This is a genomic window from Ectopseudomonas oleovorans (assembly GCF_029845265.1).
In the GTDB taxonomy this organism is placed as follows: domain Bacteria; phylum Pseudomonadota; class Gammaproteobacteria; order Pseudomonadales; family Pseudomonadaceae; genus Aquipseudomonas; species Aquipseudomonas oleovorans.
Map to the genome: position 1 here is coordinate 21,848 of NZ_JAOCLK010000004.1, position 12,672 is coordinate 34,519.

Here is a 12,672-nt window from a genome sequence, read left to right on the forward strand (position 1 = left end):
TACATTCAAGGTTTAACCGATGGACATGCAATCCCGAATCCACCAGCTGTTCCAAGCCAGCATCGACACCAAGCAGCAGGCCATGGAAGTTCTGGCCCCCTACATCGAGCACGCCAGCCTGGTGATGGTGCAGGCTCTGCTCAACGAGGGCAAGATTCTTTCCTGCGGCAACGGTGGCTCTGCCGGGGATGCCCAGCACTTCTCCTCCGAACTGCTCAACCGCTTCGAGCGCGAGCGCCCGAGCCTGCCGGCCATCGCCCTGACCACCGACAGCTCGACCATTACCTCGATTGCCAACGACTACAGCTACAACGAAATCTTCTCCAAGCAGATCCGCGCACTGGGCCAGCCTGGCGACGTGCTACTGGCCATTTCCACCAGCGGCAACTCAGCGAATGTCATCCAGGCCATTCAGGCTGCACATGATCGCGAGATGACCGTCGTCGCCCTCAGCGGCCGTGACGGCGGCGGCATGGCCTCGCTGCTGCTACCGGAAGATGTCGAGATCCGCGTTCCAGCCAAAGTTACCGCACGCATTCAGGAGGTCCACCTGCTGACCATCCACTGCCTGTGCGACCTGATCGACAGTCAATTGTTTGGGAGTGAAGAATGAAGCGTTCCGCCCTGATTCTGGCCGCCCTGGCCGTTACCCTGACTCTGGCAGGCTGCGGCAGCCGCAGCATCGGCAACAAGATCGATGACCAGTTCCTTGGCCCGGAGGTTGCGTCGCGCATCAGTAATGCGCACGCCGACCTGTCCAGCCCGACTTCGCGCATCGTGGTCACCAGCTATAACGGTGTGATCCTGCTCGCCGGACAGACCCCGCGCAGCGAGCTCAAGGATCTCGCGGCGCAAACCGCGCGCGCGGTACAGGGCGTAAAGAAGGTCTACAACGAACTGCAGGTGCAACGGCCGGCGTCCCTGCTGGCACGCAGCAACGACTCGCTACTGACCACCAAGATCAAGACACAGATGATTGCCGATAGCAGCGTACCGAGCGCACGGATCAAGGTCGTCACCGAAAACGGTATCGTCTACCTGCTCGGCCTGGTCACCCGCGAGGAAGCCAACGCTGCCACTCGCGTGGTACAGAGTGTATCGGGGGTACAGAAGGTCATACGCCTGTTCGAATACACGAACTAAGCCACAAGCTATAAGCAAAACGGGCGCCCTGGGCGCCCGTTTTCTTTTGTGCTGCTGCCGATGCCTATTTGACCACTTTCAGACTCGGCCGACCGCTGGGTCGCGACGACTCACCGCCGCCAGGCCCGTCATCATCCGGCCCCGGTTCTTCAGGGCCGCTGGCCACGGAAGGCTCCATGTCAAAAACCATGCCCTGGCCATTTTCCCGCGCGTAGATCGCCAGGATAGCCGCGACCGGAATGTACAGGCTGTGCGCGACGCCACCGAAGCGCCCTTCGAAGCTCACCGCCTGGTTATCCATATGCAGGTGACGCACGGCGCTGGGCGAGGTATTGAGCACGATCTGGCCGTCACTGGCGAAACCCGGCGGCACCTGCACCCCGGGATACTCGGCATTGACCAGCAAATGCGGGGTGCAGTCGTTGTCGACGATCCATTCGTAAAGGGCACGCACCAGGTAGGGACGACTGGAATTCATGACTTCCTCCTTCTCAGCGCATCGCGCGCTCGGCAGCGGAAAGACTGGCCTGAAAGGCCTCTCGGGCGAACTGGCGTTCCATGTAGTCGATCAGGGGCTTGGCCGGACGCGGCAGCTCGATAGCCAATACCGGCAAACGCCAGAGTATGGGCAATAGACAGCAATCGACCAGGCTCAATTCATCGCTGAGAAAGAATGCCTTGTCAGCGAACAGCGGCGACACACCCGTCAGGCTTTCGCGCAGCTCCTTGCGCGCCAGCTGACGCTCGGCTTCCTTGCTGCGCTTGTCGAGTATGCGATCAACCAGCGCGCACCAGTCACGCTGAATACGGTGCATCAGCAGACGGCTGTTGGCACGCGCCACCGGATACACGGGCAACAGGGGCGGATGCGGATAGCGCTCATCCAGGTACTCCATGACCACGGTCGATTCGTACAACGCCAGATCGCGATCAACCAGCGTCGGCACGCTGCCATAGGGATTGGCTTCGGCCAGCTTGGGCGGACAACGCCCCTGCTCGACATCGACGATCTCGACGCTGACACCTTTCTCGGCGAGCACCAGACGCACGCGATGGGAATAGTGGTCGGCGGGGTCGGAGTAGCAGGTCAACCGGTTGGTCACCGCCATGGCGATCCTCCTCGCTTTTTTGATTATCCGGAAACAGGAAAAATTGCCGGAGCAATTCTTTCGTCACAGACGACGACGCTCAGGGCAATCGCCGGAAATGGCAGGCCTGAAGCACCTGCGCGCCCCTCAGGGCGCGCAGGTTGCAGCAGCGTTGACGACTTAGTGAACGTCCTTCCAGTACTCACGCTTGAGCAGGTAGGCGAACACGAAGAAGAACGCCAGGTACAGCAGCACGTAGGTGCCGATGCGCTGGGACTTCAGCTTGACCGGGTTGGCCGAGTAGGCCAGGAAGGTCACCAGGTTCTTGATCTTCTCGTCGAACTCGGCCTCGCTCAGCGTGCCGGTGTTCGGTTCGATGGTCAGCTGATCACAGGCTTCATGCGTGATCGGCGTGCCAGTGAGCGGATCGAACTGCTTCTTGCCGTTCTCCACCACCTGGACCTGCTTGCAGCCGATAACCTGCTTACCCTGCAGAGCGACCAGCACGTTCGGCATACCCACGTTGGGGAAGACCTTGTTGTTGGCCCCCAGCGGACGCGAAGGATCATCGTAGAAGGTACGCAGATAGGTATACAGCCAGTCGTTACCACGCACACGAGCAACCAGGGTCAGATCGGGCGGAGCCGCACCGAACCAGGCCTTGGCGTCGTCAGGACGCATGCCGATCTTCATGTGATCGCCAATCTTGGCGTCGTTGAACACCAGATTGTCGAGCATGATTTCGTGCGGGATGCCGAGGTCATCGGCAACGCGCTCGTAACGCTGGTACTGGGCAGCATGGCAGCCCATGCAGTAGTTGGCGAAGGTACGCGCGCCGTCCTGCAGAGCAGCCTTGTCGCGTAGATCGATGTCCACTTTATCCAGCGGATAATTGCTCACAGCGCCCATGGCCAGAGCCGGCAGCGCAGCGAAAACAAATGCAGCAAAGAGCTTTTTCATCAGCCAGTCACCCTTTCCGGAACCGGTTTGGTCTTCTCCATCCTGGTGTAGAACGGCATCAGAATGAAGTACGCGAAGTACAGGAAGGTGCACACCTGCGACAGCAAGGTACGACCCGGGGTCGGCGCCAGCACACCCAGCACACCCAAGATGACGAAGGAGATACAGAAGATCACCAGCCAGATCTTGCTCATCCAACCCTTGTAGCGCATCGACCTGACCGGGCTACGGTCGAGCCACGGCAGCACAAACAGCACGGCGATGGCAGCCCCCATGGCCACGACGCCCAGCAGCTTGTCCGGCACCGCACGCAGAATCGCGTAAAACGGGGTGAAGTACCAAACCGGGGCAATGTGATCAGGTGTCTTGAACGGGTTGGCCGCTTCGAAGTTCGGCTTCTCGAGGAAGTAACCGCCCATTTCCGGGAAGAAGAACACCACGAAGCAGAACACGAACAGGAACACCACGACACCGACGATGTCTTTCACGGTGTAGTACGGATGGAACGCGATACCGTCCAGCGGTACGCCGTTTTCGTCCTTGTACTTCTTGATATCGACGCCATCAGGGTTGTTCGAGCCGACTTCATGCAGCGCCAGGATGTGCAGCACGACCAGGCCGAGCAGAACGATCGGCAGGGCGATCACGTGCAGGGCGAAGAAGCGGTTCAGGGTGATACCGGAGATCAGGTAGTCACCACGGATCCACTGGGTCAGGTCATCACCGATGACCGGAATGGCACCGAACAGCGAGATGATCACCTGGGCACCCCAGTAGGACATCTGGCCCCACGGCAACAGGTAGCCCATGAAGGCTTCGGCCATCAGCACCAGGTAGATCAGCATGCCGAAGATCCACACCAGTTCGCGCGGCTTCTGATAGGAGCCGTAGAGCAGACCGCGGAACATGTGCAGGTAGACCACCACGAAGAACGCAGAGGCGCCGGTGGAGTGCAGGTAGCGCAGGATCCAGCCGTACTCGACGTCACGCATGATGTATTCGACGGAGGCGAACGCGCCTTCAGCCGAAGGCTCGAAGCTCATGGTCAGCCAGATACCGGTAACGATCTGGTTGACCAGCACCAGCAGAGCCAGCGAGCCGAAGAAATAGAAGAAGTTGAAGTTCTTCGGGGCGTAGTACTTGGAGAGATGGTCTTCCCACATCTTGGTGGCGGGGAAGCGCGCATCCACCCATTCCATGAATTTGCTCATCAGGCGTTCTCCTGGTCCACACCGATGATGATCACATCATCCGTCTCGTAGGTGTGCGGCGGCACTGGCAGGTTCAGCGGCGCCGGCTGGGCCTTGTAGACACGCCCTGCCATGTCGTAGCGCGAACCGTGGCAAGGGCAGAAGTAGCCACCTACCCAGTCCGGCCCCAGATCGGCAGGCGCCACTTCCGGACGGAAGGACGGCGCACAACCCAGGTGGGTACACAGGCCTACCAGTACCAGCAACTCGGGCTTGATCGAGCGAGTTTTCTTGTCCACGTACTCCGGCTGCACCGAGGCAGCAGACTCAGGATCGGCAACACTACCTTCGATCTTGGCCAGATTGGCAAGAATTTCCTCAGTACGGCGCACGATGAACACCGGCTGACCGCGCCACTCAGCAACCATCTGCTGACCTGCTTCGATCTTGCTGACGTTCACCTTCACCGGTGCACCGGCCGCCTTGGCCCTGGCACTGGGGAACCATGACCCCACGAACGGAGTCGCAGCACCTACCGCCCCTGCTGCACCCACCACGGAGGTGGCTGCAACCAGGAAGCGACGCCGGCCTGCATTCACGCCGTCATTGCTCATTCAGTCGTCTCCCATCAGCTTTGTGGCCTGTTGTTCAGGCCTCTACTAAGTAAAAATCGGGCCGCGCAAAAAATTCGCCAAATGGTAAAGAAAAGCCCCTTTTCTGACAAGGTAATTACCCTCGAAGAGACTGGCGAAAGCCTTGACACGTGCAGCTTGCGCGTCTGCGGCACGTTGTCGCAGCACTTTGCCACGCCCATAAAAAACGCCCAGCTCCGTAAGGAAACTGGGCGCTTTGGCAAGCGTAGTCGCGATTAACGCTTCGAGTACTGCGGACGCTTACGCGCTTTACGCAGACCGACTTTCTTACGCTCGACTTCACGGGCGTCGCGAGTGACGTAACCGGCTTTACGCAGCGGGCTGCGCAGGGTTTCGTCGTACTCGATCAGAGCGCGAGTGATGCCGTGACGGATGGCACCAGCTTGACCACTGACACCACCACCAGCAACGGTGACGAAGATGTCGAACTTCTCGACGGTCTCGGTCAGCTCCAGCGGCTGACGCACGACCATGCGAGCAGTTTCGCGACCGAAGAAGGTATCCAGGGTGCGATTGTTGATCGAGATGTTACCAGTACCCGGGCGCAGGAAAACGCGCGCGGTTGCGGTCTTGCGACGGCCAGTGCCGTAGTTTTGAGTCGCCGACATAATGAACTATTCCGTTAAATCTTCAGTTCTTGGGGCTGCTGAGCAGTGTGCGGGTGAACTGCACCCTTGTACACCTTCAGCTTACGGTACATGTCGCGACCCAGCGGGTTCTTCGGCAGCATGCCTTTGACCGCAGTCTCGATCACGCGCTCAGGAGCACGAGCGATCAGCTTCTCGAAGTTGATCTCTTTGATGCCGCCCGGGAAACCGGAGTGGGAGTAGTACTTCTTGTCGCTGGCTTTGGCACCAGTTACACGCACCTGCTCGGCATTGATCACGACGATATAGTCGCCGGTATCAACGTGCGGGGTGTACTCAGGCTTGTGCTTGCCACGCAGACGGCTCGCGATTTCGGTGGCCAGACGACCCAGGGTCTTGCCAGCAGCATCAACGACGAACCAGTCGCGTTTTACTGTTTCCGGTTTAGCAGTAAAAGTTTTCATTCTTTATAGCCTCAGGGGCCGCCCAGCAAAAATAGACGGCGGATCTTACTGGATAGTGCGTACTTTGACAAGTCAAAGGCAGCCGCATACGGACGCTATCGGGGGCTCGGGTCAGCGCGTCCACAATACGGCAAGATTCTTCGGCGGGCGGCGCATCACTTCCACCGCAGAAAGAGGTGCCGGATTATCCTGATTGCGAAAAAAAATTCAACCTGCTTGTATGACTCTTTTGCCAAGGGAGTACTCCATGGAATACCGCAAGCTGGGCCTAACCGATCTCAATGTCAGCGCACTGTGCCTGGGCACCATGACCTGGGGCGAGCAGAACAGCGAGAGCGAAGGCCATGCTCAGATCGAACGAGCCAAGGCCAGCGGCATCAACTTCATCGATACCGCCGAGATGTACCCGGTGCCGCCGCGCACCGAAACCTACAGCAAGACCGAGCAGATCATCGGCAGCTATTTCAAGCAGCGTGGCGACCGCGTCGACTGGATTCTGGCCAGCAAGATCGCCGGCCCCGGCAACGGCATCAGCCACATCCGCGACGGCCAGCTGAAATTCAATCGCCAGCACATCGTCGCCGCCCTGGATGCCAGCCTCAAACGCCTGCAAACCGACTGGATCGACCTGTACCAACTGCACTGGCCGGAACGCCCGACCAACTTCTTTGGCCAGCTCGACTACAAGCACCAGGACGTTGAGTTCACGCCGCTGGAAGAAACCCTGGAAGTGCTCGACGAGCAGGTCAAGGCCGGCAAGATCCGCCATATCGGCCTGTCCAACGAAACCCCGTGGGGCACCATGAAATTCCTGCAGCTGGCCGAAAGCCGTAGCTGGCCGCGCGCCGTGTCGATCCAGAACCCTTACAACCTGCTCAACCGCAGCTTCGAAGTGGGCCTGGCGGAAGTGGCGATTCGCGAGCAGTGTGGCCTGCTGGCCTACTCACCGCTGGCCTTCGGCATGCTCAGCGGCAAATACGAAGGTGGTGCCCGTCCGGCTGGCGCACGCATCAGCCTGTTCAGCCGCTTCGTCCGCTACACCAACCCGCAGGCCGAAGCAGCCTGTTCACGCTACGTGGCCCTGGCCCGCGAACACGGCCTGGATCCCGCGCAGATGGCCCTGGCCTTCGTCACCGCGCAGCCTTTCGTGACCAGCAACATCATCGGCGCCACTAGCCTGGAGCAACTGGACAGCAACCTGGCCAGCGCCGAGCTGAAGCTCTCCGAGGAAGTGCTCGCGGGTATCGAAGCGATCCACAAGGGGCAGCCCAACCCGGCCCCTTGACCCGCCACGCAACGAGAAAGCCCGGCAATGCCGGAATGCTGTTCACTTAAGGTTGCACACGCTTGACTCCCCTCTCCCATTTATGGGAGAGGGGCTGGGGGAGAGGGCTGAAAACACCGCAAAACTGCCAGTTTTCCCCTCTCCCTAACCCTCTCCCCAAAGGGGCGAGGGGACTAATCGCGTCCGACCATTGCTTATGTGAACAGCATTACGGCAATGCCGGGCTTTTTCTTGCCATCAGCCGCCCTCAGACCAGCGAACGAGCGATGATCTCCTTCATGATCTCGTTGGTGCCGGCGTAGATGCGTTGCACCCGCGCATCGGCCCAGGCCCGCGCCACCGGATATTCCCACATGTAGCCGTAGCCGCCATGCAGCTGCACGCACTCGTCGAGCACCCTGCACTGCAGATCGGTGCTCCAGTACTTGAGCATCGCCGCCGTCGGCACATCCAGCTTGCCTTGCAGGTGCAGCGCCAGGCAGCGGTCGATGAACACCCGACCGACCTGAATCTCCGTCGCCATCTCGGCCAGTTTGAAGCGGGTGTTCTGGAAATCCGCCACGGCCTTGCCAAAGGCCTTGCGCTCGCGGGTGTAGTCGAGCGTCCACTGCAGCGCCGCTTCGGCCGAAGCCAGGGCACCGATGCCCACGGTCAGACGCTCCTGCGGCAACTCCTGCATCAGGTAGGCGAAGCCCATCCCGGGCTGCCCCAGCAGATTTTCTTTGGGCACGCGCACGTCCTGGAAGAACAGCTCGGAGGTGTCCTGCGCCTTCATGCCGACCTTTTCCAGGCGCTTGCCCTTGGAAAATCCGGGGGTATTGGCCTCGACCAGGAACAGGCTGGTGCCCTTGGCACCCGCCTTGGGATCGGTCTTGGCCACCACGATCACCAGATCGGCCAGCCAACCATTGGTGATGAAGGTCTTCGAGCCATTGATCACGTATTCGTCGCCATCGAGCACGGCGGTGGTTTTCACGCCCTGCAGGTCGGAGCCGGCGCCCGGTTCGGTCATGGCGATGGCCGCGACCATTTCACCGCTGACCAGCTTGGGCAGGTAGTGCTGCTTCTGCGCCTCGCTGCCGTAATGCAGGATGTAGGGCGCGACGATGTCCGAATGCAGCGAGAAACCGATGCCGGTCAGCCCCAGGCGCCCGATCTCTTCGATCACCACGGTGCTGTAGAGAAAGTCGGCCGCCATGCCGCCGTACTCTTCGGGGATATGCGAACACAACATTCCCGCCTCGCCTGCCTTGTTCCATAGCGTGCGATCGATATGCCCGTCCTTTTCCCACTGATGGTGATGAGGCACAGCTTCCTGCTCGAGAAACTTGCGCACGCTGTCGCGAAACAGTTCATGGTCGGAGCTGAATAGGGTCCTGGGAATCATGGCGCTACCTGTGTCTGATGGTCGAAAAAGCAGACTCCGACTTTAGCCAAGCAAACGCTTGGTCGCACTGGACACAAGCGCCAAAAAATAAGACGATCCAGCCGCTGCATGACCACTTAGCCTTGAACAAGAATAAATACTTATGGTTATTCCTGAGCCGCGCACGGCGTTGCGCCGCGTCAGCATTCTCGCCACCGATGGCGTGTTCGCATCCACCCTGCTGCAGGCCAAGGACTTCTTCCACATGGCCGGCATTCGCTATGCCAAACAGCAGGGCCTGGACCTTGAGCCGCCGTTCGAGATCCACCTGGTCAGCCCCAACGGCCAGCCAGTCAACAGCTTCAGCAATGTACGCCTGCCGGTAGACGGCGGGCTGGATAGCTGCGACGTAATCATCCTGCCGGCTTTCTGGGACGACTTCGATGCCCTCAGCCGCCGCTATCCACAAGTACTGGACTGGCTCAGGCGCCAGCACGCCAGCGGTACGGCGATCTGCGGCGAGGCCAGCGGCGTATTCTGGATGGCCGAAGCCGGCCTGCTCGACGGCAAGGAAGCGACCACCTACTGGCGCTTCTTCCGCGAGTTTGCCGAGCGCTTCCCCAAGGTACTGCTCAATCAGGACAAGCACCTGTCCGATGCCGACAATCTGTACTGCGCAGGCGGCGTCACCTCGGCCTGCGACCTCTATATCTATCTGATCGAGCGTTATTGCGGCACTGGCGTAGCCCAGGGCGTGGCACGCGACATTCTCTACGAAGTGCAGCGCAGCTATACGCCGGGGCGCATCGGCTTCGGCGGCCAGAAACTGCATCAGGACGTTACCGTGCTGCAGATCCAGCATTGGCTGGAGGAGCACTATGCCGACAAGTTCCGTTTCGAGGACGTGGCGCGCGAACATGGCATGAGCATTCGCAATTTCATGCGCCGTTTCCAGGGGGCGACCGGCGACAAACCGCTGCACTATCTGCAGCGCCTGCGCATCGAGACGGCAAAGAGCCTGCTCTCCTCCACGCGCAAGAGCATCAAGACCATCAGCTACGAAGTCGGTTACGACGACGCCAGCTTCTTCGCCCGCCTGTTCCGCCAGCACACCGAGCTGTCGCCGAACCAGTACCGCCGGCAGTTCCAGCAGAAGGATTACCAGGGCTGAGCGCAACGCGCCGGGCTGACTCCCCCCGGAAACGCACAAGGCGACCTCGCAGGTCAACTTGTGCGTATCACTGCACCGTCAAGGCCGGTGTGGGCGCGAGAGGAACTCGTGTGATTGCATCTCCAGCAGACGGCTTAGCGTACGCTGGAACTCAAAGCTCAGACGACCGCCGGTATACAGATCCTTGAGCTCCACCTCAGCGGAGATGATCAGCTTGACGTTACGATCGTAGAACTCGTCCACCAGATTGATGAAGCGCCGCGCCATGTCGTCCTTGGCCACACTCATCTGCTCGACATTGGCCAGGATCACCGCATGGAAGATCTTGCCCAGCTCGATGTAGTCGTTCTGGCTGCGCGGGCCATCGCAGAGTTCACGGAACTCAAACCAGGCCACGTCCTCGCACACCCGCACGGCGTGGATCGCGCGGTTCTCGATCATCAGCGCCTCGTTCTCCACCATGTGGGTGCAGTCCGGTAGCAGGCTGCGGAAGCTGGTCAGCAGACTCTCCTCGGCAGCCGGGCCGAGCGGGAAGTGGAACAACTCAGCCTGCTCCAGCGCGCGCAGACGGTAGTCGACGCCGCTGTCGACGTTGACGATGTCGGTATGCTGCTTGAGTAGGGCGATGGCCGGCAGGAAGCGCGCGCGCTGCAGACCATCCTTGTACAGGCCGTCCGGCACGATGTTGGAAGTGGCCACCAGGGAAACGCCGTTCTTGAACAGCTCTTCCATCAGTGTGGCGAGAATCATGGCATCGGTGATATCGCTGACGAAGAACTCATCGAAGCAGATCACCCGCGCCTCGTCGGCGAAACGCTTGCCGATGATGGTCAGCGGGTTCTTCTCGCCCTTGAGGGTCTTCATTTCCTCGTGCACGCGCTTCATGAAGCGGTGGAAGTGGGTGCGCATCTTCTGCTCGAACGGCAGCGCATCGAAGAAGGTGTCGACCAGGTAGGTCTTGCCGCGCCCGACACCACCCCAGAAATACAGGCCCTTGACCGGCCCCTGCGGCTTCTTGCCGAACAGCTTGCCCATCAACCCGGATTTGCTCTGGTCGCGCGCAATCAGCTCGTCGTACAGACGCTGCAGATGGCGGACAGCATTTTCCTGGGCCGCATCATGGAAGAAGTCGGGCCGCTTGAGATCGGCCTGATAACGCTCTAAGGGGGTCATGATTCGTTAGCCGGGCAAGTAAAAACGGGGGCGTCACTTTAGCGACGCCCCCGTTGATTGGCAATCGGTGCAAGCTAGGCACACTCCCTCTCCCATTTATGGGAAAGGGTCGGGGAGAGGGCAGGCCGACGACGCGGTGCACCGGACAACCCTCTCCCCCAGCCCCTCTCCCGCAAGCGGGAGAGGGGAGCAAAAGCCTCTTCATTCCTGCGGCGCCAGCGCCTCACGCAGACGGGCGATGGCATCTTCCAGCGCCTGACCGTCAGCGAACTCGGGGCTGCTGGCCACGCTCTCGCCATCGATCCATACCGCGAAAACCTGGCCTTCGACGCGCACATCCAGCGGCTCGCCGGATTGCAGGCGTTTGTTGATCATGCCGGCCGACTTGCCATCGGCGAAGGATTTCGACAGCAGCAGTTGCTCGCCATCGGCATCCAGCAGACGGAAGCGGAAGCTGCCATCTTCATCGCGGAAGCTGACGAAGCGGGCGCTCTTGGCGGCTTTCTTCTTCTCGCCAGTAGCGACTTGCACCTGCTCGCGGAACGAACGCAGGCCCACCGCCTCGCGCAGCTCGCCAAGGAACGGCGTGGCGATCTTGCGCGCCTTGGCGGCGCCGGCAAGGAGAATATCTTCCAGGTCGGCCGGCCGAGCGATCAGCGCGTTGTAGCGCTCGCGCGCCTCGCCCAGGGTGTCTTCGAGCAGTTGGTACAGGCGATTCTTCGCCTCGCCCCAGGCCAGGCCGCCTTCCAGCTCGGCCCGGAATTCGGCCTGCTGCGCGTGGCTGGCGAAGGCCTGGTACAGGGTGAACAGGTGCGAACCCTCGGCATCCTTGGGCTCACCGGGTAGCTTGGAGTCGGTGACGATGCGCGCCACGGCGTCCTTGAGCTGCTTGGCTGTGCCGAACAGCGGGATGGTGTTGTCGTAGCTCTTGCTCATCTTGCGCCCGTCGAGGCCAGGCAGAGTCGCCACTTCCTCCTCGATCACCACCTCGGGCAGGACGAACAGATCCTTGCCCTTGCCGAACAGATGGTTGAAGCGCTGGCCGATATCGCGAGCCATCTCCACGTGCTGGATCTGGTCACGACCGACCGGCACCTTCTGCGCGTTGAACATCAGGATGTCCGCCGCCATCAACACCGGATAGCTGAACAGGCCCATGGTCACGCCGGCATCCGGGTCTTCGCCCTGTTCGACGTTCTTGTCCACCGAAGCCTTGTAGGCGTGGGCACGGTTGAGCAGGCCCTTGCCGGCGACGCAGGTGAGCAGCCAGCACAGCTCGGGAATCTCGGGGATGTCGGACTGGCGGTAGAAGGTCGCCTTGTCGGTATCCAGGCCCAGCGCCAGCCAGGTGGCTGCGATTTCCAGGCGCGAGCGCTGAATGCGCGCCGGATCATCGCACTTGATCAGCGCGTGGTAGTCGGCGAGGAAGTAGAAGGAGTCCATCTGCGGGTCGCGACTGGCAACGATGGCCGGGCGGATGGCGCCAGCGTAGTTACCCAGGTGCGGTGTGCCGGTGGTGGTGATACCGGTAAGGATACGGGTGGTCATAGTAATTCGCTTGTCTTGCTGCAATGACGTGGTAGGCCTTCATT

Annotated in this window: 14 protein-coding genes; 4 read left to right on the plus strand and 10 right to left on the minus strand. The window is 60.6% G+C overall.

Annotated features, from left to right (window positions below):
• The first annotated feature begins 19 nt into the window (after window positions 1–19).
• Both N5J71_RS03240 and N5J71_RS03245 read left to right on the plus strand, forming a co-directional pair.
• Window positions 20–613, plus strand: a complete 594-nt coding sequence (locus N5J71_RS03240) for a phosphoheptose isomerase (protein WP_003459307.1) — start codon at window positions 20–22, stop codon at window positions 611–613.
• Window positions 610–1,143 carry a BON domain-containing protein gene (locus tag N5J71_RS03245; RefSeq protein ID WP_003459305.1) on the plus strand — a complete coding sequence of 178 codons (534 nt, stop codon included), beginning with the start codon at window positions 610–612 and terminating at the stop codon, window positions 1,141–1,143. Before N5J71_RS03240 ends, N5J71_RS03245 begins: the two co-directional genes overlap by 4 nt.
• A gap of 64 nt (window positions 1,144–1,207) precedes the next feature.
• Here N5J71_RS03245 and N5J71_RS03250 read toward each other — a convergent pair whose 3' ends face one another.
• From N5J71_RS03250 to rplM, 7 genes are all read right to left on the minus strand, one after another.
• On the minus strand, window positions 1,208–1,621 hold the full coding sequence (locus N5J71_RS03250) for a ClpXP protease specificity-enhancing factor (protein ID WP_003459302.1): 414 nt from the start codon (window positions 1,619–1,621) through the stop codon (window positions 1,208–1,210).
• A gap of 13 nt (window positions 1,622–1,634) precedes the next feature.
• A complete protein-coding gene (locus N5J71_RS03255) occupies window positions 1,635–2,252 on the minus strand; it encodes a glutathione S-transferase N-terminal domain-containing protein (protein ID WP_003459301.1) in 618 nt (205 codons plus the stop codon).
• A 159-nt stretch (window positions 2,253–2,411) separates the two neighbouring features.
• Window positions 2,412–3,191 (minus strand): cytochrome c1, encoded by a 780-nt coding sequence (locus N5J71_RS03260; RefSeq protein WP_003459299.1) that lies wholly within the window; start codon window positions 3,189–3,191, stop codon window positions 2,412–2,414.
• Window positions 3,191–4,402, minus strand: a complete 1,212-nt coding sequence (locus N5J71_RS03265) for a cytochrome b (RefSeq protein WP_003459296.1) — start codon at window positions 4,400–4,402, stop codon at window positions 3,191–3,193. Before N5J71_RS03265 ends, N5J71_RS03260 begins: the two co-directional genes overlap by 1 nt.
• The gene (petA, locus tag N5J71_RS03270) at window positions 4,402–4,995 is read right to left on the minus strand and encodes a ubiquinol-cytochrome c reductase iron-sulfur subunit (RefSeq protein ID WP_074855467.1); all 594 of its coding nucleotides are present in this window, start codon (window positions 4,993–4,995) and stop codon (window positions 4,402–4,404) included. Before petA ends, N5J71_RS03265 begins: the two co-directional genes overlap by 1 nt.
• Window positions 4,996–5,249: 254 nt before the next feature.
• Window positions 5,250–5,642, minus strand: coding sequence for a 30S ribosomal protein S9 (rpsI, locus tag N5J71_RS03275; protein ID WP_003459292.1), 393 nt, complete (start codon window positions 5,640–5,642; stop codon window positions 5,250–5,252).
• Between the two features lie 14 nt (window positions 5,643–5,656).
• Window positions 5,657–6,085: a 50S ribosomal protein L13 gene (rplM, locus tag N5J71_RS03280; protein ID WP_017678951.1), complete on the minus strand. Its 429-nt coding sequence runs from the start codon at window positions 6,083–6,085 to the stop codon at window positions 5,657–5,659.
• A gap of 247 nt (window positions 6,086–6,332) precedes the next feature.
• On the opposite strand from rplM, the gene N5J71_RS03285 reads away from it, so the two are divergent.
• The gene (locus N5J71_RS03285) at window positions 6,333–7,370 is read left to right on the plus strand and encodes an NADP(H)-dependent aldo-keto reductase (protein WP_279916279.1); all 1,038 of its coding nucleotides are present in this window, start codon (window positions 6,333–6,335) and stop codon (window positions 7,368–7,370) included.
• Between the two features lie 247 nt (window positions 7,371–7,617).
• On the opposite strand, the gene N5J71_RS03290 is transcribed toward N5J71_RS03285, so the two are convergent.
• Window positions 7,618–8,757 (minus strand): acyl-CoA dehydrogenase family protein, encoded by a 1,140-nt coding sequence (locus tag N5J71_RS03290; RefSeq protein WP_279916280.1) that lies wholly within the window; start codon window positions 8,755–8,757, stop codon window positions 7,618–7,620.
• A 142-nt stretch (window positions 8,758–8,899) separates the two neighbouring features.
• On the opposite strand from N5J71_RS03290, the gene N5J71_RS03295 reads away from it, so the two are divergent.
• Window positions 8,900–9,907, plus strand: a complete 1,008-nt coding sequence (locus N5J71_RS03295; protein WP_003459287.1) for a GlxA family transcriptional regulator — start codon at window positions 8,900–8,902, stop codon at window positions 9,905–9,907.
• A 78-nt stretch (window positions 9,908–9,985) separates the two neighbouring features.
• Here N5J71_RS03295 and zapE read toward each other — a convergent pair whose 3' ends face one another.
• Complete coding sequence (gene zapE, locus N5J71_RS03300) at window positions 9,986–11,080, minus strand: cell division protein ZapE (protein ID WP_099522468.1); 1,095 nt, start codon at window positions 11,078–11,080, stop codon at window positions 9,986–9,988.
• A gap of 201 nt (window positions 11,081–11,281) precedes the next feature.
• Window positions 11,282–12,628: a tryptophan--tRNA ligase gene (locus N5J71_RS03305; protein ID WP_279916281.1), complete on the minus strand. Its 1,347-nt coding sequence runs from the start codon at window positions 12,626–12,628 to the stop codon at window positions 11,282–11,284.
• Between the last annotated feature and the right edge of the window lie 44 nt (window positions 12,629–12,672).